Source organism: Vibrio sp. ZOR0018 (assembly GCF_963865925.1).
Taxonomy (GTDB): domain Bacteria; phylum Pseudomonadota; class Gammaproteobacteria; order Enterobacterales; family Vibrionaceae; genus Vibrio; species Vibrio anguillarum.
Map to the genome: position 1 here is coordinate 90281 of NZ_CAWMCN010000044.1, position 21981 is coordinate 112261.

17 protein-coding genes are annotated in these 21981 nt (G+C 45.6%); 14 read left to right on the forward strand and 3 right to left on the reverse strand.

Features of this window, described 5'->3' with window-relative positions:
* Nucleotides 1–15 precede the first annotated feature (15 nt).
* From murD to lpxC, 8 genes are all read left to right on the forward strand, one after another.
* Nucleotides 16–1353, forward strand: a complete 1338-nt coding sequence (gene murD / locus AACR75_RS01605) for a UDP-N-acetylmuramoyl-L-alanine--D-glutamate ligase (protein ID WP_094125313.1) — start codon at nucleotides 16–18, stop codon at nucleotides 1351–1353.
* 42 nt (nucleotides 1354–1395) lie between these two features.
* Nucleotides 1396–2571 (forward strand): cell division protein FtsW, encoded by a 1176-nt coding sequence (ftsW, locus tag AACR75_RS01610; RefSeq protein WP_038148764.1) that lies wholly within the window; start codon nucleotides 1396–1398, stop codon nucleotides 2569–2571.
* Entirely contained in the window at nucleotides 2558–3619 is a 1062-nt protein-coding gene (gene murG, locus AACR75_RS01615) for an undecaprenyldiphospho-muramoylpentapeptide beta-N-acetylglucosaminyltransferase (RefSeq protein WP_017050453.1), read from the forward strand. The genes ftsW and murG overlap by 14 nt, the downstream gene beginning before the upstream one ends.
* Nucleotides 3620–3632: 13 nt before the next feature.
* Entirely contained in the window at nucleotides 3633–5093 is a 1461-nt protein-coding gene (gene murC / locus AACR75_RS01620; protein ID WP_047691564.1) for a UDP-N-acetylmuramate--L-alanine ligase, read from the forward strand.
* Nucleotides 5094–5281: 188 nt separating this feature from the next.
* Nucleotides 5282–6055 carry a cell division protein FtsQ/DivIB gene (locus tag AACR75_RS01625; protein ID WP_088718004.1) on the forward strand — a complete coding sequence of 258 codons (774 nt, stop codon included), beginning with the start codon at nucleotides 5282–5284 and terminating at the stop codon, nucleotides 6053–6055.
* A complete protein-coding gene (gene ftsA, locus AACR75_RS01630; RefSeq protein WP_010317995.1) occupies nucleotides 6048–7310 on the forward strand; it encodes a cell division protein FtsA in 1263 nt (420 codons plus the stop codon). The genes AACR75_RS01625 and ftsA overlap by 8 nt, the downstream gene beginning before the upstream one ends.
* A 30-nt stretch (nucleotides 7311–7340) precedes the next feature.
* Nucleotides 7341–8558: a cell division protein FtsZ gene (gene ftsZ / locus AACR75_RS01635; protein WP_017042647.1), complete on the forward strand. Its 1218-nt coding sequence runs from the start codon at nucleotides 7341–7343 to the stop codon at nucleotides 8556–8558.
* A 97-nt stretch (nucleotides 8559–8655) separates the two neighbouring features.
* On the forward strand, nucleotides 8656–9573 hold the full coding sequence (lpxC, locus tag AACR75_RS01640) for a UDP-3-O-acyl-N-acetylglucosamine deacetylase (RefSeq protein ID WP_010317993.1): 918 nt from the start codon (nucleotides 8656–8658) through the stop codon (nucleotides 9571–9573).
* Nucleotides 9574–9643: 70 nt separating this feature from the next.
* Here the strand turns inward: lpxC and AACR75_RS01645 are convergent, their stop codons facing one another.
* Nucleotides 9644–10099: a DUF721 domain-containing protein gene (locus AACR75_RS01645; RefSeq protein ID WP_047691567.1), complete on the reverse strand. Its 456-nt coding sequence runs from the start codon at nucleotides 10097–10099 to the stop codon at nucleotides 9644–9646.
* A gap of 324 nt (nucleotides 10100–10423) precedes the next feature.
* Here AACR75_RS01645 and secA point away from each other — a divergent pair, with 324 nt between their 5' ends.
* From secA to AACR75_RS01675, 6 genes are all read left to right on the forward strand, one after another.
* Complete coding sequence (gene secA, locus AACR75_RS01650) at nucleotides 10424–13150, forward strand: preprotein translocase subunit SecA (RefSeq protein ID WP_013856087.1); 2727 nt, start codon at nucleotides 10424–10426, stop codon at nucleotides 13148–13150.
* Nucleotides 13151–13254: 104 nt separating this feature from the next.
* A complete protein-coding gene (gene mutT, locus AACR75_RS01655) occupies nucleotides 13255–13653 on the forward strand; it encodes an 8-oxo-dGTP diphosphatase MutT (RefSeq protein WP_010317990.1) in 399 nt (132 codons plus the stop codon).
* A 104-nt stretch (nucleotides 13654–13757) separates the two neighbouring features.
* Nucleotides 13758–14567 (forward strand): 4-hydroxy-tetrahydrodipicolinate reductase, encoded by an 810-nt coding sequence (gene dapB, locus AACR75_RS01660; RefSeq protein WP_026027267.1) that lies wholly within the window; start codon nucleotides 13758–13760, stop codon nucleotides 14565–14567.
* A 482-nt stretch (nucleotides 14568–15049) separates the two neighbouring features.
* Nucleotides 15050–16189, forward strand: coding sequence for a glutamine-hydrolyzing carbamoyl-phosphate synthase small subunit (carA, locus tag AACR75_RS01665; protein WP_047691569.1), 1140 nt, complete (start codon nucleotides 15050–15052; stop codon nucleotides 16187–16189).
* Between the two features lie 16 nt (nucleotides 16190–16205).
* Nucleotides 16206–19436, forward strand: coding sequence for a carbamoyl-phosphate synthase large subunit (carB, locus tag AACR75_RS01670; RefSeq protein ID WP_010317985.1), 3231 nt, complete (start codon nucleotides 16206–16208; stop codon nucleotides 19434–19436).
* A gap of 241 nt (nucleotides 19437–19677) precedes the next feature.
* The gene (locus AACR75_RS01675; protein ID WP_017047462.1) at nucleotides 19678–20457 is read left to right on the forward strand and encodes a TSUP family transporter; all 780 of its coding nucleotides are present in this window, start codon (nucleotides 19678–19680) and stop codon (nucleotides 20455–20457) included.
* On the opposite strand, the gene AACR75_RS01680 is transcribed toward AACR75_RS01675, so the two are convergent.
* Together AACR75_RS01680 and AACR75_RS01685 are read right to left on the reverse strand one after the other, a co-directional pair.
* Nucleotides 20381–21253 (reverse strand): LysR family transcriptional regulator, encoded by an 873-nt coding sequence (locus AACR75_RS01680; RefSeq protein ID WP_047691571.1) that lies wholly within the window; start codon nucleotides 21251–21253, stop codon nucleotides 20381–20383. The genes AACR75_RS01675 and AACR75_RS01680 overlap by 77 nt on opposite strands.
* Nucleotides 21254–21355: 102 nt before the next feature.
* Entirely contained in the window at nucleotides 21356–21976 is a 621-nt protein-coding gene (locus AACR75_RS01685; RefSeq protein ID WP_013856095.1) for a TRIC cation channel family protein, read from the reverse strand.
* Between the last annotated feature and the right edge of the window lie 5 nt (nucleotides 21977–21981).

Genomic DNA, 21981 nt, shown 5'->3' on the forward strand with positions numbered 1-21981 from the left:
TGATAGAGCAAAACGGTGTTGAATGGAATGAAGATGGATCGTTGGCAAACTGTTAATAATGTGGTGGTCGTGGGGCTAGGTATGACGGGCCTCTCGGTGGTTAACTACCTTTTGAGCTTAGATCGCTCGCTCACGATTAAGGTGATCGACACGCGGGAAAACCCGCCAGGTCGAGAGCATTTAAACTCGCAAGTTGAGCTACATTGTGGCGGCTGGAACCAAGCTTGGTTATTTGACGCTGACCTGATTGTTACTAATCCGGGCATTGCTTTAGCTACGCCAGAGATTCAACAGGCGTTAGCACAACATATTCCCGTGGTGGGCGATATTGAGCTCTTTGCTTGGCAGGTGGATAAGCCTGTTATCGCTATCACAGGAGCCAACGGCAAGAGCACAGTGACGGATTTAACCGGAGTACTTGCTAAAGCTGCTGGGCTTAAGGTTGCCGTTGGCGGCAATATTGGTGTGCCTGCTTTAGATCTACTTCAGCAAGAGGCCGATCTTTATGTGCTGGAGCTCTCAAGCTTCCAGCTGGAAACGACCTCAAGTTTAAAACTCGTCTCTGCTGCCTTTCTCAATCTGACTGAAGATCATATGGATCGCTACGATGGTATGGAATCGTATCGCCAAGCTAAATTGCGCATTTTTAAGTATGCGCAAGCGGCGGTCGTGAACGCCGATGATAGCCAGACGGAACCTCCCTCATTTTCAGGTCATATCGCACGTTTTTCCGTTGAACATGACGCGGACTATTGCACGCAAATGATTGATGGCAAATCGTTCTTAGTGGCGAAAGGCACGCCATTGTTGGCAAGCGAGGAACTCAGCTTAGTGGGACGACACAATAGTGCTAACGTGCTCACTGTGCTCGCACTGCTCGATTTAGCGGGTGTTGATTACTCATCTGCGCTTGATGCATTGAAATCTTACCGCGGGCTGACACATCGTTGTCAGGTTGTTGCTGATAATCACGGCGTAAAATGGGTCAATGACTCGAAAGCGACCAATGTCGCAAGCACTCAAGCGGCGTTGTCGGGGTTAAATTGCCAAGGGACTTTGTATCTGCTTGTGGGGGGCGTTGGCAAGGGCGCTGATTTCTCGCCATTAGCACCGATACTAAAAACATTGAACGTAAAACTGTGCTGTTTTGGCGTTGACGGTGGGCAATTCATGCCACTGCATCCATCGGCTCAGTTCTATTCATCGATGGAAGAGATTATCGTATCGATCAAACCGCAGCTGCGTCGTGGTGATATGGTGATGCTTTCGCCTGCTTGTGCCAGTTTTGATCAGTTTAAAAACTTTATGGCCAGAGGTGACGCCTTTGCCGAGCTTGCGCAGCGTTACGCTTAATCAACAGGAAATTGCATTTTGTCCTTTTCAAGCCTCATCAAAATGACTCGTCAATGGTTTCAGAGCCAAGCGCCTGAAGCCTTGTTTGATCGTCAATTGGTATGGATTGCTTTAGGTTTGATGCTGACTGGGCTTGTGATGGTGACATCGGCTTCGTTTCCTATCAGTTCGCGTTTAACGGATCAACCGTTTCACTTTATGTTTCGTCACGCCATTTTCTTGATGTTGGCTATCGTGACATCGAGTGTGGTGTTGCAAGTGCCAATGAAACGTTGGATGCAATACAGCTCGGTGCTACTTGGCGTCTCTTTTATGCTGCTGATTGTGGTTTTGCTCGCGGGCAAATCGGTCAATGGTGCCTCGCGTTGGATCCCTTTGGGGTTATTTAACCTGCAACCTGCGGAGGTCGCGAAACTGTCACTGTTTATTTTCATGGCTGGTTACTTAGTTCGTAAACAAGATGAAGTGAGGCAAACCTTTTTTGGTGGTTTCATGAAACCGATTATGGTGTTTGGAACCTTGGCTATCTTGCTACTTGGTCAGCCAGATTTGGGAACCGTGGTTGTGATGCTGGTGACTCTGTTTGGTATGCTGTTTATTGCTGGGGCCAAACTGTCACAATTTATTGCGCTCATGGTGGCTGGAATTGTTGCGGTAATCGCACTGATTGCGGCAGAGCCTTACCGTATTCGCCGTGTGACTTCATTTCTTGACCCGTGGGAAGACCCGTTTGGCAGCGGTTATCAATTGACTCAATCTTTGATGGCCTTTGGTCGTGGAGAGTGGTTTGGTCAAGGGCTGGGTAACTCGATTCAAAAGCTAGAGTACTTACCTGAAGCACACACTGATTTCGTATTTGCAGTGCTGGCTGAAGAGCTCGGTTTTGTTGGCGTTGTACTGGTTCTACTGCTGATTTTTAGTCTGGTGCTTAAAGCGGTGTTTATCGGTAAAAAAGCCTTTGAGCATGATCAGCAATTTGGTGGCTATTTGGCCTTTGGTATTGGAATTTGGTTTGCATTCCAAACGCTCGTCAATGTGGGTGCTGCAGCGGGTATGGTGCCGACTAAGGGCCTAACGCTGCCCTTGATCAGTTACGGCGGTTCAAGCTTAATTATTATGTCGGTTGCGGTGTCGATCTTATTGAGAATTGATCATGAGTGTCGACTCAAAGATCGCAATCGAGTGTCTATAGAAAAAGAATCCAATGATAAACAATAAACGTTTAATGGTTATGGCTGGTGGCACGGGGGGACATGTTTTTCCCGGTCTCGCTGTGGCTAAACAGCTCCAACAACAAGGTTGGCAGATCCGCTGGCTAGGGACTGCGGATCGGATGGAAGCAGAATTAGTGCCTAAACATGGTATTGAGATCGACTTTATTCAGGTCAAAGGTTTACGTGGCCAAGGCATAGGGCGTTTGCTGAAAGCGCCTTTTCAAATTGTGAACGCGATTTTTCAAGCGCGTCGTTATTTGAAGCAGTGGCAACCTGATGCGGTGCTCGGCATGGGCGGATACGTCAGTGGCCCCGGTGGCGTGGCAGCGTGGTCTATGGGAATTCCCGTTGTGCTTCACGAGCAAAATGCCGTAGCAGGGTTAACCAACCGTTGGCTTTCGAAAATTGCCAAACGCGTATTTCAAGCCTTCCCCGGAGCCTTTACTGAGGCGCAAGTCGTAGGTAACCCTGTACGTCAAGATGTCGCTACATTACCCGCACCGCAAGTACGCTTTGCTGAGCGAAATGAACCGATCCGCATTCTCGTGATGGGCGGCAGCCAAGGTGCGCAGATTCTCAACCGAACTTTGCCTGACGTACTAGCTGTGCTTGGCGATAATTACCAAGTTTGCCATCAAGCAGGCAAGAATAATCAGCAGTCGGTTGAGCAAGCTTATCGCGCGCTTCAGATCAAAAATGCACACGTTACCGAGTTCATTGAGGATGTGGCTGGCGCTTATGCGTGGGCTGATTTACTGGTGTGTCGCTCGGGAGCATTAACGGTTTCTGAAGTGGCTGCGGCCGGTGTTGGCGCTATATTTATTCCTTTTATGCATAAAGACCGACAGCAAGCGCTTAACGCGGATCACTTAGTCGCTTGTGGTGCGGCCAAAATGATTGAACAGCCGCAGCTCACAGTAGAAAAACTAGCGCAAGAGATTGCTTCTCTTGAGCGTCATGATCTGCTGTTGATGGCGCAACAAGCGCGTGCAGCCGCACAACTGGATGCTGATAAAGTCGTTGCCGACGCTATCATCGCACTTACCCAATAACGAGAAATTTTTCATGACCATTAAACATACTCAAGATTTAGCTCAAATCCGCGCCATGGTGCCAGAGATGCGCCGCGTCAAGTGTATTCACTTTGTCGGTATTGGTGGGGCGGGAATGAGCGGAATTGCAGAAGTATTGCTCAATGAAGGCTACCAAATTACCGGCTCTGATCTTGCTTCCAACCCTGTGACTGAAAGATTGGCAAGTAAAGGGGCTATCATTTATATCGGTCATCAAGCCACTAATATTGAACTCGCCAGCGTGGTGGTAGTCTCTACTGCAATCGATGAGCTAAATCCTGAACTGAAAGCGGCGCGTGAGCGACGCATTCCTATTGTTCGTCGTGCAGAAATGTTGGCGGAATTAATGCGTTTTCGTCATGGCATTGCGGTGGCTGGTACGCATGGTAAAACAACGACTACGGCATTGGTTACGCAAATTTATTCTGAGGCTGGTTTAGATCCCACGTTTGTTAATGGCGGGTTAGTCAAAAGCGCTGGCACCAATGCGCGTTTGGGTTCAAGTCGGATTTTGATTGCTGAAGCTGACGAAAGTGATGCTTCATTCCTTCATCTTCAGCCTATGGTTAGTATCGTGACCAACATCGAAGCTGATCACATGGATACGTATGGCGGTGATTTTGAAACGCTCAAACAGACCTTCATCGATTTCCTACACAACCTGCCATTTTATGGTCAGGTGATATTATGTATTGATGATCCTGTTGTGCGTGAAATCATTCCACGTATCAGCCGTCAAGTGATCACCTACGGTTTTGCCGATGATGCAGATGTCAGGATTGAGAATTACCATCAGCAGGGGCAACAAGGCCAGTTTACGGTCGTCAGACAGGGACGAGCCAATCTGGATATCACGCTTAATATTCCAGGTCGTCATAATGCGCTTAATGCCTCCGCGGCTATTGCAGTGGCAACGGAAGACGACATCAGCGATGAAGCGATTTTAAAAGCGATGGCTAGCACCCAAGGTACGGGACGTCGTTTTGATCATCTGGGCGAGTTTGATACGGGCAATGGGGTTGCGATGCTCGTTGATGATTATGGTCATCATCCGACCGAGGTGGGCGTGACTATTAAGGCGGCGCGTAGTGGTTGGCAAGAAAAACGGCTAGTGATGATTTTCCAACCCCATCGCTACAGTCGAACTCGCGATCTGTATGATGATTTTGCCAATGTACTGGAGCAAGTCGATGTGCTGATCATGCTCGATGTCTATGCCGCAGGAGAAAAGCCGATTTCGGGAGCCGATGGTCGATCGTTGTGCCGAACGATACGCAGTCGCGGTAAAATTGATCCTATTTTTGTTCCCGACAGCACCATACTGCCTTCGATTCTGGCTAATGTATTACAAGATGGTGACCTCGTTCTGACGCAAGGTGCTGGGGATATCGGCAAGGTAGCGAAACATTTAGCGGGACTCGAACTGAATATCAGTAAAATGCAACAGGTTTAATTTAAATGGCTTATTTGTGTATCAATATTGAATAACATGGTATCCAGTCCAGATTTATTACTTTCAATGTTTGATACTTTCAGCGACCTCAGTATAATCCGGAGGTTAAAGTCAGTGCTTTTACCTCTATTGTGAACCAAATAGGGCATGCGATTGCGATTTAGAAACAGGAACATCAGGCTTTGTTAATGAATGTGTTCGATGAAAGCCGAGCTGTGTCCCGTTCGCCACTCATAAAAGATCACGCCGCTGGCGCTATTTTTTTATTTGTGGTGTTGTTGCTGATAAGTTCACTCATTTATTCAACACTCAGTTGGATGTGGGACGAACAGAGGCTACCGCTTTCAAAAATTGTTCTACAAGGTGACTTGCAATACGTATCTTCGCTAGATGTGCAGCGCGCTTTTGCTCAGTTGGATCATATCGGTACTTTCATGTCGCAAGATATTAACGTACTTCAATCGAGTGTACAGGTCATCCCGTGGGTGGCCCATGCATCGATTCGTAAACAATGGCCTGACACAATAAAAGTGTTTCTGACAGAGTATAGAGCGGTAGCGATTTGGAATGGCAACGCTTTGTTAGACGGATATGGCACGGTATTTAATGGTGATATTGGTCAATTGAACGGCGATAGAGTGAAACTTTATGGCCCGCAAGGAACCAGTCACGAAGTACTGGATGTTTGGAATAAAACGAACCCTAAGTTTCAATCATTAAACTTAAATATATCGTCACTGTTACTCAACGATCGTCGAGCGTGGCAAATAATTTTAGATAATGGCATCCGCTTAGAGTTAGGTAAAGAATCACTAGATGAGCGAGTTGCACGTTTTATTTCGCTGTATAAGAATTTAGGTAATAAAGCTGAACAAGTTAGCTATATCGATCTTAGATATGATACAGGAGCCGCAGTAGGTTGGTTTCCTGAACAAGAAGCACAAGAGAGTAAAAATGACTAAGACCGCTGATGACAACATTATTGTTGGTCTTGATATAGGCACAGCCACCGTGTCAGCTTTAGTCGGTGAAATACTGCCTGACGGTCAAATTAATATTATTGGCGCTGGTACGAGCCCATCCCGTGGGATGGATAAAGGGGGAGTTAACGATCTTGAATCGGTCGTTAAGTCTGTCCAAAGAGCGGTTGACCAAGCAGAATTAATGGCGGAATGCCAAATTAGTAATGTGTTTCTCTCTCTATCTGGGCGACATATTGCGAGCCGTATTGAAAAAGGCATGGGAACTATTTCAGATGAAGAAGTTTCTCAAGAAGATATGGATCGAGCGATTCATACCGCCAAATCAATAAAAATTGGGGAAGAGCAAAGAATATTGCACGTCATTCCTCAAGAATTTACGATTGATTACCAAGAGGGAATTAAAAACCCGCTTGGTTTATCAGGTGTGCGCATGGAAGTGAGCGTGCATCTTATTTCTTGTCATAATGATATGGCGAGAAATATTATCAAAGCGGTAGAACGCTGTGGTTTAAAAGTTGAACAACTGGTTTACTCTGGTTTAGCGGCAAGTAATGCAGTTATTACGGAAGATGAGCGAGAGTTAGGTGTGTGCGTAATTGATATAGGCGCAGGCACTATGGATGTTGCTATCTGGACCGGTGGTGCGTTACGACATACTGAAGTGTTTTCTTATGCAGGAAACGCAGTAACCAGTGATATTGCTTTTGCGTTTGGCACACCAGTCAGTGATGCTGAAGAGATTAAAGTAAAATATGGCTGTGCGCTGAGTGAATTGGTAAGCAAGGATGATACCGTTAACGTCCCAAGTGTAGGAGGAAGACCTTCGCGAAGTTTGCAAAGACAAACCTTGTCGGAAGTGATTGAACCTCGCTACACTGAATTAATGGGATTAGTTAACCAAACTATAGATACTGTCCAAGACAAATTGCGCAAAAATGGTATTAAACACCATTTAGCGGCTGGTGTTGTTTTAACTGGCGGCGCTGCGCAAATTGAAGGTTTGGTTGAGTGTGCGGAACGCGTTTTCCGCAATCAAGTTCGCGTAGGCAAGCCTTTAGAGGTGAGTGGCCTTACAGATTATGTAAAAGAGCCGTATCATTCTACGGCGGTTGGTTTACTTCATTATGCGAAAGAGAGCCAAATTAATGACGACACGGAATACAGCGAACCGAAACGCCAATCCATGTCGAGCTTAATTGGTCGTTTGCGTAACTGGATACAAAAAGAGTTTTAACCTGAGTTGCAGGGAAAACGGAGATAACACATGTTTGAACCGATGATGGAAATGTCTGACGATGCTGTAATTAAAGTCGTTGGAGTTGGTGGGGGTGGCGGTAACGCTGTTGAACACATGGTGCGTGAGTCCATCGAAGGCGTGGAATTCATCAGTGTCAATACCGATGCGCAAGCACTTCGTAAAACAAGCGTAAGTAGCGTCATTCAAATTGGTGGTGATATCACTAAAGGTTTGGGTGCTGGTGCAAACCCGCAAGTTGGACGTGATGCAGCTCTAGAAGACAGAGAAAGAATTAAAGAAGTTCTGATGGGTGCCGATATGGTGTTTATCGCAGCTGGTATGGGCGGTGGTACAGGTACAGGTGCTGCTCCTGTTATTGCAGAAGTTGCCAAAGAACTGGGTATCTTAACCGTAGCGGTTGTCACGAAACCTTTCAGTTTTGAAGGAAAAAAACGTTTGGCATTTGCTGAGCAAGGTATTGAAGAGTTGTCAAAACACGTTGACTCTTTGATTACCATTCCTAATGAAAAACTACTGAAAGTGTTAGGTCGTGGTATTACCTTACTTGAAGCATTTGCGAGTGCGAATGATGTACTTAAAAATGCAGTGCAAGGTATTGCAGAGCTAATTACACGCCCAGGCATGATTAACGTGGACTTTGCTGACGTACGTACTGTGATGTCAGAAATGGGCCACGCGATGATGGGTAGTGGAGTGGCTCGCGGCGAAGATCGTGCTGAAGAAGCGGCAGAGATGGCAATTTCTAGCCCTCTTTTGGAAGATATTGATCTTGCAGGTGCTCGTGGCGTGTTGGTCAATATTACTGCTGGTTTGGATATGCGACTAGACGAATTTGAAACCGTCGGCAATACTGTTAAGGCGTTTGCTTCTGACAATGCGACAGTTGTCATCGGTACTTCGTTAGATCCTGATATGGCAGACGAAATTCGCGTGACTGTCGTTGCAACGGGTATTGGCAATGAGAAAAAGCCAGACATTACTTTAGTTGCAGGCGGTAAAGCCAAAGTCGCACCAGCAGTTCAACCACAAATGGTTCAGCAAGCAGCGAAAATCGAAGAAAAAACGGCACAGCCTTTGCAAGAAAGAGCAGAAGTGAAACCGCAATCAGCATCGTCGTCAACTGTTTCATCTTCTTCCGGTGCAAGCCAAAATACGGCACCGAAAGCAGATAAGGAAAATGGATATCTTGATATCCCAGCATTTTTACGTCGTCAGGCTGATTAACAATTAGACATAATTTGACACTGTTCAAAATTATGGTAGCATTCGCGGTCGGTGCTTTACCGACCGTGTTTTGTCGCACTGACATAGAGGCAAGTAGATGATCAGACAACGAACTCTGAAAGAAATAGTGAAAACAACTGGGGTGGGCTTACACTCTGGTCGTAAAGTCACATTAACGCTTCGCCCTGCTGCTGCAAACACTGGGATCATTTACCGCCGTACTGATGTCAATCCTCCAGTAGACTTCCCTGCGGACCCTGAATCTGTTCGCGATACCATGCTATGTACTGCTCTGGTCAACGATGAAGGTATTCGTATCTCTACTGTTGAGCACTTAAATGCAGCATTAGCGGGCATGGGAATCGACAACGTTATCATCGAAGTTGACGCACCTGAAATTCCTATTATGGATGGTAGTGCTAGCCCATTTGTTTACTTGCTACAACAAGCGGGCATTCAAACGCTGAATACACCAAAACGTTTTATTCGAATTAAGAAACCAGTTCGATTTGAAGATGGTGATAAGTGGGCGGAACTTGTACCCCATAACGGTTTTCGTATGGATTTTGAGATTGACTTTCAACATCCTGCTATCGATTCTGATGAACAACGCATGGTGTTTGATTTTTCCTCGCAAGGTTTCGTCAAAGAAATTTCAAGAGCTCGTACTTTTGGTTTCATGCGTGACATTGAGTACCTACAATCGCAAAACCTCTGTTTAGGTGGTAGCTTTGATTGCGCCATCGTATTAGATGAATACCGTATTCTTAATGAAGAAGGTTTGCGTTTTGCCAATGAGTTTGTCACTCATAAAGTATTGGATGCCATTGGTGACTTGTACATGTGTGGTCATTCCATTGTGGGTGAGTTCCGTGCTTATAAATCAGGCCATGGTTTAAATAACCAGCTACTGCGTGCGGTCTTAGCCGACCAAGAGGCGTGGGAATGGGCTACTTTTGAAGAAGAAGTTGGCTCTCCAGTGGCGTTTGCTGAACCAAATATGGTTCTCGCTTAATCGCAATTTTTAAATAAAAAGGCCAGACAACTGTCTGGCCTTTTTATTTGTACTAATTCATTGATGACGCTTATTTGGGCCTAGCCAATTTCGCTAAATTTTCCAAACGTTTTTTGACTTTAGGGGAAGCGCTACTCGCCACCATCAGTAATGCTTGGGCCGTATTTTCAGATAGTGGTGGGCGAGCGACCGTTTCTTTTTCTTCTTTCATACCACGATTACGATAGAGCGTTGGGTTTATCTTGAGCTCAATGCTGATCAATTTGGCAAATCCTTGGTTGCGTAACTGATTCAAAATGTGTAATCGGTCATAATCAAGCTTCATTTTTATTGATGCACTGGCCACTTCAACGATTAAGTGACCACCGCGCACATTAGCGGCTCGGACATGATCGGCCGTACCTTTAGGAAGCAACTTATTGAGCACTTTATTTAAAGCGAGGATCTCGGTGGCATGTTGCTGTATTTTTTTCAGAGATGAATCGCTGATCAGCTCTTTCGTTAACGTGGGACGGTGATCGCGCATGGTGTCTCCCTCTTAAGTTGCCATTCAATTCTATTGTGGTGCCTATGATGCGTATAGTAATAAATCCATTTTATTGCTTAAACAGTGCTCAAAAAGCGTAAAAATATTAAGTGTGCTTCAAACAAATAGTTTTGCTATTGGTTGTTGCCGCAAAAATTCCTTACACTATGCGTTACATAATTATTTAATACCTTGAAAATAAACCTCACCGTCACAATATCTGTGATACATGATTTATCTCAGTATCCTTAGTTCAAAACTGGTAGAGACTGACGGCATTAAGAGTAGATCGAAAACGATCTAATAAAGAGAGATTCCTGACACATGATAACTAAGCTACTGACAAAGGTTATTGGCAGTCGCAATGACAGAACGCTGCGCCGCCTTAAAAAAATTGTCAAAGAGATCAACAGCTACGAGCCTACTTTTGAAGCACTAACTGATGAAGAATTAAAAGCCAAAACGGTTGAGTTTCGTCAACGTTTAGAGCAAGGTGAAACCTTAGACCAATTACTTCCTGAAGCATTTGCCACCGTGCGTGAAGCGTCCAAGCGCGTATATGGTATGCGTCACTTCGACGTACAGTTGATCGGCGGTATGGTTCTCAACGCGGGTCAAATCGCAGAAATGCGCACTGGTGAAGGTAAAACGTTAACCGCGACTTTACCTGCGTATCTCAATGCCTTGCCTGGCAAAGGCGTGCACATTGTTACTGTCAACGATTATCTTGCTAAACGTGACGCAGAAACAAACCGCCCACTGTTTGAGTTTTTAGGCATGACGGTCGGTATTAACGTACCCAATATGCCACCACAAGAGAAAAAACTTTCTTATCAAGCCGACATTCTTTACGGAACCAATAACGAGTTTGGTTTCGATTACTTACGCGACAACATGGCTTTCCGTAAAGAAGATCGTGTACAGCGTGAACGTTTCTTTGCCGTAGTCGATGAAGTGGACTCGATTCTTATTGATGAAGCGCGAACGCCGTTGATTATCTCGGGTCCTGCAGAAGATAGTTCTGAGTTGTACATCCGCATTAATACCCTCATTCCACTTCTGCAAAAGCAAGATAAAGAAGATTCTGAAGAGTATCGTGGTGATGGTCACTACACGGTTGACGAAAAATCAAAACAAGTTCATTTGACTGAAACGGGTCAAGAATTTGTTGAAGAGTTAATGGTGAAAAATGGTTTGATGGAAGAGGGCGATACTCTTTATTCACCCACGAATATTAGCTTACTTCACCACGTCAATGCCGCATTGCGTGCGCATGTGTTATTTGAGAAAAACGTTGATTACATCGTGACAGAAGAGGGCGAAGTGGTCATCGTTGATGAGCACACTGGCCGTACCATGCCAGGTCGTCGTTGGTCTGAAGGTTTACACCAAGCTGTCGAGGCGAAAGAAGGTGTTAAAATCCAAAACGAGAACCAGACTCTTGCGTCGATCACCTTCCAAAACTATTTCCGTTTATACGAAAAACTTTCTGGTATGACGGGCACTGCCGATACCGAAGCGTTCGAATTCCAATCGATTTACGGTTTGGAAACCGTGGTGATCCCAACCAATAAACCTATGGTTCGTGATGATATGCCTGATGTGGTGTATCGCACTGAAGCTGAAAAATTTGCGGCGATCATTGAAGACATCAAAGCGCGTGTTGCAAAAGGTCAACCAACGCTAGTCGGTACGGTTTCGATTGAGAAATCTGAACTACTTTCTAATGCGTTGAAGCAAGCTAAAGTGAAACATAACGTGCTTAACGCGAAATTCCATGAAAAAGAAGCAGAAATTGTAGCGCAAGCGGGTATTCCGGGCGCGGTGACGATTGCGACTAACATGGCAGGTCGTGGTACTGATATTGTATTGGGCGGCAGCTGGCAGGCACAAATTGAGCAGCTAGAGAATCCAACACAAGAGCAGATCGATGAGATCAAAGCGAAGTGGAAAGAGGTTCATAACCAAGTGTTAGCCGCTGGTGGTCTGCACATTATTGGTACTGAACGCCACGAATCTCGTCGTATCGATAACCAGTTACGTGGTCGTTCTGGTCGTCAAGGGGATGCGGGTTCTTCACGTTTTTATCTATCGATGGAAGATTCACTGCTGCGTATCTTCACCTCAGATCGTATGGCAAGCCTTATCCAAAGTGGTATGGATGAAGGTGAAGCGATCGAAAGTAAGATGCTTTCTCGCTCGATTGAAAAAGCGCAACGTAAAGTCGAAGGACGTAACTTTGATATTCGTAAACAGCTTCTTGAATACGATGATGTTGCTAACGATCAACGTAAAGTAGTTTATGAGCTGCGTGATGAGCTCATGGAAGCAGACGATATCAGCGAAATGATTGAGCAGAATCGTCAAGATGTTCTGACTTCCGTTATTGACGAATACATACCGCCACAATCACTTGAGGACATGTGGGATGTTAAAGGATTGGAAGATCGTTTGAAAAACGATTTTGATTTAGAGCTGCCATTACAGCAATGGCTAGATGCTGATGATAAATTGTACGAAGAAGCGCTGCGCGAACGTATTCTTGAACAAGCGGTTAGTGTGTATCGTGAAAAAGAGAAAGCGGTTGGGGCTTCTGTTCTGCGTAATTTTGAAAAATCGGTCATGCTACAAACTCTGGATACCTTGTGGAAAGAGCATCTAGCGGCGATGGATCATTTGCGCCAAGGCATCCACCTACGTGGTTACGCGCAGAAAAACCCAAAACAAGAGTACAAGCGTGAGTCGTTTGAGCTGTTTGAAGAACTACTGAATTCTTTAAAAACCGATGTGATTACTATCTTGTCGAAGGTGCGCGTACAGCAGCAAGAAGAAGTTGAACGTATGGAAGCACAGCGTCAAGCACAGGCGGAAGAAGCCGCGCGTCGCCAACAGTTCCAGCACCAAAGTGCCGATAGTTCGGTTGCAGATGAAGCTTCTGAAGATCAAGGACACCAGCCTATGGTTCGTGAAGAGCGCAAAGTTGGTCGTAATGAGCCTTGCCCTTGTGGTAGCGGTAAAAAGTACAAACAGTGCCACGGACAGATCAACTGATCCCTTGAATCATCACCCCAAGAGTCGCTTAGGCGACTCTTTTTTTAACTCAATATTTCTCATCTTTATTTTCTAGGTTGGGAAGTCGGCGAATCGGAGTCTTTATGAAACGTGTTCATATTGTTGCGGCTATTATCTTCAATAGCGATAAATCAGAAATTTACATTACCAAACGACCAGATCATCTTCACAAAGGCGGTTTTTGGGAGTTCCCTGGCGGCAAAGTTGAAGCGGGAGAAACGATTGAACAAGCTATTTGCCGCGAGCTAGATGAAGAGATTGGTATTCATATTACTGAGCAATCTCCTTACCAATACCTTGAGTTTGACTATTCAGACAAGTCCTTAACTTTTGATTTTATTTGCGTGACACAATTTGATCATCAGCCGTATGGTAAAGAAGGGCAGCAAGGAGAATGGGTAGCGGTTTCTGAGTTGGCAAACTATTCATTTCCTGAAGCCAATACGCCCATTGTCGAGCGCGTCATGAAAGAGTTTGCCTAAGTCGCTAGCCACCACAAGCAAATGTTGATAGTTTACAGAAACACCTTGAACGAAGAGAAACGATGCAAGCTTAAGCTGATGTCGTCACAATGGAGAATAACGCAATGGTGAGAATTGCGATTGCAGGAGCGGCGGGTCGAATGGGCCGCAATTTGGTGAAAGCCACTTATCAAAATAACCATGCTCGAGTGGGTGCGGGCTCAGAGCGTCCTGAGTCCTCGTTGGTTGGTGTTGATATCGGTGAGTTATGCGGTGAAGGGCGATTTGATATCGCGTTGGTGGATAACCTAGAGAATGCCGTAGATAACTTCGATGTCATCATTGATTTTACAGCTCCTGTGAGCACCTTAGCCAATATTGAGTTATGTAAAAAACACGGTAAGAAGCTAGTGATTGGCACAACGGGCTTTTCTGAAGCAGAAAGAGCACAAATCAATGCTGCCGCACAACAGATTGCGATTGTCATGGCTCCTAACTACAGCGTTGGGGTTAACCTTGTTTTCAAATTGCTTGAAAAAGCGGCTAAAGTGATGGGTGATTACTGTGATATTGAGATCATTGAAGCCCACCATCGTCATAAAGTGGATGCTCCGTCAGGAACCGCAATTGGCATGGGAGAGGCGATTGCTAATGCTATGGGTAACCAACTGAGTGACGTTGCCGTCTATGCGCGAGAAGGTATTACCGGTGAACGTACTAAAAATGAGATTGGTTTTGCTACGATTCGTGCTGGCGATATCGTGGGTGAGCATACCGCGATGTTCGCTGATATCGGTGAACGTGTAGAAATCACCCATAAAGCGACGGATCGTATGACTTTTGCCAATGGTGCAGTGAGAGCGGCGGTTTGGCTTGCTGATAAACCTGCGGGTTTTTATAGCATGACTGACGTGTTAGGTTTGAACGATCTTTGATTACATAATTATGCGTCAGTGTTTGCTGGCGCATCTTTGTTACACCTCTTTTTACCGATTTAATTATCTCTCTTTATTTTCACTTTACTGACTTACTTTTGTTGTATTTTTAGTTGGTATTGCTTTATTTTTGTTTTAGATCTCTGAAATTGTACTTATTCTCTGCTTGATTAACGTTTGCGTGATTTTGTTTATCGTTGATTGTTTAAAATGCATCAAAGAGTTTCAGTTTGCTGATTCTAATTCCTCCATTCTCATTTTTTTACTCATCAAACCTATTTTTTTACTGTCTTAGGTTCGCTTTTTATCTCTAACGCTTTAAATGTTGCCTTAATTTATTATGAAATGTTGACAGTAATCATGGTGGTCATTAGAATACCGCCAATTTGTCTAAATCACCCTATGGCGCGACTCTATGGCCTTAAGGAAGACAGGTTTGCAGTTTAATTTATATTTTTTGCATTTTTATTCTGGAGGTTGTCTTGAGTAAGTCAGCACTGTTAGTCCTAGAAGATGGGACGGTGTTCCACGGTGTATCCATTGGCGCTGATGGAATATCCGTTGGTGAAGTAGTCTTTAATACCTCGATGACGGGGTACCAAGAAATCCTCACTGATCCTTCCTATTCTCAACAAATCGTTACTCTTACTTACCCCCACATAGGCAATACCGGAACCAATTCCGAAGACGAAGAATCCTCTTCTATCCATGCACAAGGCCTTGTGATTCGCGATCTCCCTCTTATCGCTTCTAACTTCCGTAATGAACTTTCCCTTTCTGACTACCTTAAATCACAAAATATTGTGGGCATTGCCGATATCGACACGCGCAAGCTAACGCGCATTTTGCGTGAAAAAGGAGCTCAGAATGGCTGCATTATGGCAGGTGACCATTTAGATGAAGCATTGGCGTTGGTAAAAGCCAAAGAGTTCCCCGGTTTAAAAGGAATGGATCTTGCGAAAGAAGTTACAACAAAAGAAGCGTACCAATGGAAACAAGGTTCGTGGACGCTCGAAGGTGGACTTCCTGAAGCGAAAGATGACAGCGAGTTGCCCTATCACGTTGTTGCCTACGATTTCGGTGCAAAGCGCAATATCCTCCGTATGTTGGTTGACCGAGGATGCCGCCTAACTGTGGTACCAGCACAAACCTCGGCTGAAGAAGTTCTAGCGCTGGAACCTGATGGTGTCTTTTTATCAAATGGCCCTGGTGACCCAGAACCATGTACTTATGCGATTGAAGCAACCAAAGTGTTCATGGAGAAAGGGCTGCCTATTTTTGGTATCTGTTTAGGACACCAAATTTTGGCATTGGCGTCTGGTGCGAAAACAGTAAAAATGAAATTTGGCCACCATGGCGCGAACCATCCAGTGAAAGATTTGGATCGTAATGTGGTGATGATTACGGCACAAAACCACGGTTTTTCTGCTGATGAAGCAACGCTGCCTGTCACACTTCGTGCAACGCACAAATCGCTATTTGATGGTTCACTACAAGGAATTCACCGCACCGATAAACCAGCCTTTAGCTTTCAGGGACACCCTGAAGCGAGTCCTGGCCCGCACGATGCCGCCCCTTTGTTTGACCATTTTATTGAACTAATTAAAAAGCACACAGCGTAATTCGGAGTAGTAGACAATGCCAAAACGTACTGACATTAAAAGTATTCTAATTCTAGGTGCTGGCCCGATTGTAATCGGTCAGGCTTGTGAGTTTGACTACTCTGGCGCTCAAGCATGTAAAGCCCTGCGTGAAGAGGGTTACCGAGTGATTTTGGTCAACTCGAACCCTGCCACTATCATGACTGACCCAGAGATGGCCGATGCGACTTATATTGAGCCTATCCATTGGGAAGTAGTGCGTAAAATCATCGAAAAAGAGCGCCCAGACGCGGTATTACCGACCATGGGTGGTCAAACCGCATTGAACTGTGCACTTGAACTGGAAAAGCATGGTGTTCTGGCTGAGTTTGGCGTTGAGATGATTGGCGCAACGGCTGATGCGATTGATAAAGCGGAAGATCGTTCTCGCTTTGATAAAGCGATGAAGTCAATCGGCTTAGCTTGTCCTCGCGCTGATACGGCAAAAACGATGGAAGAAGCTTACCGCGTTCAAGAGATGGTGGGTTTCCCTTGCATTATTCGCCCTTCATTTACCATGGGTGGAACCGGCGGCGGTATAGCTTACAACAAAGAAGAGTTTGAAGAGATTTGCCGCCGTGGCCTTGATCTTTCGCCAACCAACGAGTTGTTGATTGATGAATCACTCATCGGTTGGAAAGAGTACGAAATGGAAGTGGTTCGCGATAAAGCGGACAACTGCATCATAGTCTGTGCGATTGAAAACTTTGACCCAATGGGTATTCACACGGGTGACTCGATCACGGTAGCTCCTGCGCAAACGCTAACTGACAAAGAATATCAGATCATGCGTAACGCATCGCTAGCCGTACTGCGTGAAATCGGTGTGGAAACGGGTGGTTCGAACGTACAGTTTGGTATCAACCCGAAAGATGGCCGCATGGTGATCATCGAGATGAACCCACGTGTTTCTCGCTCTTCGGCTCTTGCATCGAAAGCGACGGGCTTCCCTATTGCCAAAGTTGCAGCCAAATTGGCGGTAGGTTTCACACTTGATGAGTTAATGAACGACATTACTGGTGGTGCAACCCCAGCGTCGTTTGAGCCAACTATTGATTATGTTGTGACGAAAATCCCTCGCTTTAACTTCGAAAAATTTGCCGGTGCTAACGATCGCTTAACCACGCAAATGAAGTCGGTGGGCGAAGTGATGGCGATTGGTCGTAATCAACAAGAATCGCTGCAAAAAGCACTGCGTGGGCTGGAAATTGGCGTAAACGGCCTAGACGAAATGGTTGATTTAGACGCGCCAGATGCACTGACTAAAATTCGCCATGAGCTGAAAGAAGCGGGTGCTGAGCGTATTTGGTATATCGCAGATGCTTTCCGCGCTGGTTTGTCTGTGGATGGGGTCTTTAACCTGACTAACGTTGATCGCTGGTTCTTGGTACAAATCGAAGAACTGGTCAAAATGGAACAAGAAGTCAAAGCGGGTGGTTTTGCTGGCTTAAATGCGGATGTTCTACGCAAGATGAAGCGCAAAGGTTTTGCGGATGCGCGTCTCTCTTCACTGCTTGGCGTGGCTGAAAGTGAAATTCGTCGTATGCGTGACCAATATAATATTCATCCGGTTTACAAGCGTGTCGATACTTGCGCGGCGGAGTTTTCGTCTGATACGGCTTACATGTACTCCTCTTATGATGACGAATGTGAAGCACAACCGACCGATAGAGACAAAATCATGGTGCTCGGCGGTGGTCCAAACCGTATTGGTCAAGGTATCGAGTTTGATTACTGTTGTGTTCATGCCTCACTCGCGCTACGCGAAGATGGTTATGAAACCATCATGGTTAACTGTAACCCTGAAACTGTTTCAACAGACTATGACACTTCCGATCGCCTCTATTTTGAACCAGTGACACTCGAAGATGTATTGGCGATTGTTCGTGTTGAAAAACCTAAAGGCGTCATCGTGCAATACGGTGGTCAAACACCACTGAAATTGGCTCGTGCACTTGAAGCCGCTGGAGTGCCTATCATTGGTACTAGCCCAGATGCGATTGACCGCGCCGAAGATCGTGAGCGTTTCCAACAAGCGGTTGAGCGTTTAGGTCTGCTGCAGCCAGAAAACGCAACAGTGACCACAATGGAACAGGCGATTGAAAAATCGAAAGACATCGGCTTCCCGCTGGTGGTACGCCCGTCTTATGTTCTTGGTGGCCGCGCGATGGAAATCGTCTATGACGAACAAGATCTGCGTCGTTACTTTAACGAAGCGGTCAGTGTGTCTAACGAATCCCCAGTACTGCTTGATCGCTTCCTCGATGATGCAATTGAAGTCGATATCGATGCGATTTGTGATGGTGAGCGTGTCGTCATTGGCGGCATCATGGAGCACATCGAACAAGCGGGTGTTCATTCTGGTGACTCAGCTTGCTCTCTACCGGCTTACACGTTAAGCCAAGAAATCCAAGATGTGATGCGTGAACAAGTTGAGAAGCTGGCGTTTGAATTAGGCGTTCGTGGTTTGATGAACACGCAGTTTGCGGTTAAAGATAATCAAGTGTACCTGATTGAAGTTAACCCTCGTGCCGCTCGTACTGTACCGTTTGTGTCAAAAGCAACGGGCGCACCGCTTGCCAAAATTGCCGCGCGCGTGATGGCAGGGCAGTCTCTAGAGTCACAAGGCTTTACTAAAGAGATCATTCCTCCTTACTACTCAGTGAAAGAAGTGGTTCTGCCATTTAATAAATTCCCTGGTGTTGACCCACTGCTTGGCCCTGAAATGCGTTCAACGGGTGAAGTGATGGGTGTGGGTGCAACGTTTGCTGAAGCTTATGCAAAAGCGGAATTAGGTTGCGGTAATGTTTATCCTGAAGGCGGCCGAGCTCTGCTCTCTGTACGTGAAGGTGATAAACAGCGTGTGGTTGATTTAGCGTCGAAACTGGTGAAATTAGGTTATCAGCTTGATGCTACCCACGGTACAGCTGTAATTTTAGGTGAAGCCGGTATTAACCCACGTTTGGTGAATAAAGTGCATGAAGGTCGCCCTCATATTCTTGACCGTATTAAGAATAATGAATACACCTACATCATTAATACAGCCGAGGGGCGTCAAGCGATTGAAGATTCTAAAGTTCTTCGTCGTGGAGCATTAGCACAAAAAGTCAACTACACCACAACACTGAATGCTGCCTTTGCAACCTGTATGTCTCATACGGCCGATGCGAAGTCATCAGTTACGTCAGTGCAAGAGTTACACGCGCAAGTGAAAGCACACTTAGCATAAGCGTTAAAAAATAATAAATCAGTAGGTCTAAGACCTACATGACAACCTCATTGCCCGCTGAATTAAGCGGGCTTTTTTTTCGGCCGAATTGAATCGTTTTACCAATGAAGAAGAGATTTGGCTTAGAGGATAGCTTTTTAATTGATGAAAAATGGGAATGGGTTGTTGTCTTGGCTTTCGCTATTTTCACCTTTTAAGTGGTGTTATTGTTGGTTTTTATTGTTCAATGCGTTGATAAGAAATGGAACTTTCACTGGAAGTATTAGGCCTGTTGTTTTTGGTTGCAGGGATTGCAGGGTTCATTGATGCGATGGCTGGCGGTGGCGGTTTGCTTACTTTGCCGGCTTTGCTGGCAGTAGGCGTGCCACCGACTCAAGCGCTGGCTACCAATAAGCTGCAAAGCTCATTTGGCAGTTTCTCCGCCACTTGGTATTTTGTACGCAATGGCATTGTGAACCTAAAAGAGATGAAGTTGGCGATAGCTTGTACTTTTATCGGCGCTGCGTGTGGGGCTGAACTTGTGCAGCATATGGATGCCAGTTTGTTGACCAGCTTAATCCCGCTGTTGCTGATCGGTATTTCACTCTATTTTCTACTTGCACCCGCGACGAAAACCCACAATGGGCCTGCTCCATTGTCTGAAACGGCTTTTGCTTTTACGGTCGGTTTTGGTATCGGCTTTTATGATGGTTTTTTCGGTCCGGGCACCGGGTCTATTTTTACGGTCTGTTTTGTCGTGTTAGGTCATTTTTCGTTGATTGAAGCGACTGCAAGAACCAAGGTTCTCAACTTCACTTCAAACATTGCTGCGCTGCTTTTTTTTGTTATTGCTGGTTTGCCGATTTGGAAGATAGGGCTGGTGATGGCCGTTGGTGGTTTTTTAGGGGCGAGAATGGGCGCAAAGATAGTGGTGACTAAAGGGCAGAAATGGATCCGCCCATTAGTTATTGTGATGTCGATGTTGATGGCAATAAAACTTCTTTGGCAACAGCATCAGCAATGGTTGTTATCAATCTTTTGACCCTTGGCGAGCGATAACTATTGCTGCGCAGACAGAGATGAACAGGCCGAACCAAAGGTTGCAGTTCATCAAAATCAAAGTAATAGCGAGGTTCAATGTTCAGCGCTTTAATCACTGAAAGTGGTACTAAAGCAGGCGTCATGCCTCCTAATGCCAATTGCGCTGCGGCCGTATACGAGTCCATTTCCATCTGTGGCGTGATGGCGAGTTTCGCCAATATATCGACTTGATAGGCGTTCGCTGGGTTGGATAAATCATTGGTAACGAGCTGTTTAGGTAACGAAGATAAGGGTGTTTGGCTGACAATGTAAAAGGGTTCATCTACCAGATGAAACGTCATTAGCCCATGATTAGCGGGTAAGTAGCCTGCGCAAAATCCTAATGTCGCTTTGCCTGATTGAACGTGCTGAACAATCCTCGGCGTATGGTTCGTGGTGATGGTGATGAACTTATCGTGCTTGAGGTACTGCCCCATGGTGGTATTAATATAGCCAGCGACTAACGTTTCTGAGCAGTCTATCCTGAGCAGTGTGGCATCCGTAAAAGATTGCTGATCGAAAATCAAACCGCATAACTCACTAAAGCTTGGGCCAATAGTTTCAACCAAGGCCTGTGCATCTGTGGTTAATTTAATCTGTCGGCCATCAGGCTCAATCAGCTTTTTACCGACCCTTTTTTCTAAATTAGCAATCCGCTTACTAACGGCGGACTGGCTAATGTAGAGTAGGCTGCCTGTACGCCCCATGGTTTTTTCTTTGCTCAGCACCAGCAAAGTTTCGATACCTTCTAGCAACATAATTAATGACGATGAGGAATAGATTGGCTCATCTTATCGCAAAACGACCATAACCTATAGCGTCTGTACATGTTACTGTTTGTGGTTTTGATGAAATCGGCTTTATTTATTCAGTGCAAAAGTGGGCAGTGATAAGTGCCAGCGGATCGCGCCAAGTCGAATGATCAAGGTTGAGGCCACTCCGGCCAGAAAGGCGCTTGAGCTATCGTAGCCCATCGCTAGTGCTGTGGTATGAAACAGACCGCCGATGATACAAGCTGTAGCATAGACTTCGCTGCGCAGCACCATTGGAATTTCACGGGCCAGTACATCACGAATAATACCGCCGCCACAGCCCGTGATAACGCCCATGATTACCGCAACCATGGCCGAGTCTTGATAGTTCATCGCCTTTTCAACACCAATGCCAACAAACACCGCTAAACCGATTGCATCACAAACGGGTAAGATCCACCAAGCAACGCGTTTAGGCCTGCGAACCAGCAGCATGGTGAGTAAACAAGTGATGAAAATGACCCAAAGGTAAGTGGTGTCTTTTATCCAGAAAACTGGCGTCGCACCCAATGCCATATCACGAATTGTTCCACCGCCAATTGCAGTAACGCTCGCAAGCACGACCACGCCAAACGGGTCCATTTTTAATCGACCAGCTAATAATACGCCAGAAATGGCAAAGATAGCCGTACCAAATAAGTCAATAAGATAGAGCAGCATGGAGTCCATGTTAC

Bases quoted from the DNA above. Each gene is read 5' to 3' on its own strand.
- ftsW (WP_038148764.1), top strand. From the start codon at position 1,396: ATGACTCGTCAATGGTTTCAGAGCCAAGCGCCTGAAGCCTTGTTTGAT.
- murG (WP_017050453.1), top strand. From the start codon at position 2,558: ATGATAAACAATAAACGTTTAATGGTTATGGCTGGTGGCACGGGGGGA.
- murC (WP_047691564.1), top strand. From the start codon at position 3,633: ATGACCATTAAACATACTCAAGATTTAGCTCAAATCCGCGCCATGGTG.
- AACR75_RS01625 (WP_088718004.1), top strand. From the start codon at position 5,282: ATGAATGTGTTCGATGAAAGCCGAGCTGTGTCCCGTTCGCCACTCATA.
- ftsA (WP_010317995.1), top strand. From the start codon at position 6,048: ATGACTAAGACCGCTGATGACAACATTATTGTTGGTCTTGATATAGGC.
- ftsZ (WP_017042647.1), top strand. From the start codon at position 7,341: ATGTTTGAACCGATGATGGAAATGTCTGACGATGCTGTAATTAAAGTC.
- lpxC (WP_010317993.1), top strand. From the start codon at position 8,656: ATGATCAGACAACGAACTCTGAAAGAAATAGTGAAAACAACTGGGGTG.
- AACR75_RS01645 (WP_047691567.1), bottom strand. From the start codon at position 10,099: ATGCGCGATCACCGTCCCACGTTAACGAAAGAGCTGATCAGCGATTCA.
- secA (WP_013856087.1), top strand. From the start codon at position 10,424: ATGATAACTAAGCTACTGACAAAGGTTATTGGCAGTCGCAATGACAGA.
- mutT (WP_010317990.1), top strand. From the start codon at position 13,255: ATGAAACGTGTTCATATTGTTGCGGCTATTATCTTCAATAGCGATAAA.
- dapB (WP_026027267.1), top strand. From the start codon at position 13,758: ATGGTGAGAATTGCGATTGCAGGAGCGGCGGGTCGAATGGGCCGCAAT.
- carB (WP_010317985.1), top strand. From the start codon at position 16,206: ATGCCAAAACGTACTGACATTAAAAGTATTCTAATTCTAGGTGCTGGC.
- AACR75_RS01675 (WP_017047462.1), top strand. From the start codon at position 19,678: ATGGAACTTTCACTGGAAGTATTAGGCCTGTTGTTTTTGGTTGCAGGG.
- AACR75_RS01680 (WP_047691571.1), bottom strand. From the start codon at position 21,253: ATGTTGCTAGAAGGTATCGAAACTTTGCTGGTGCTGAGCAAAGAAAAA.
- AACR75_RS01685 (WP_013856095.1), bottom strand. From the start codon at position 21,976: ATGGACTCCATGCTGCTCTATCTTATTGACTTATTTGGTACGGCTATC.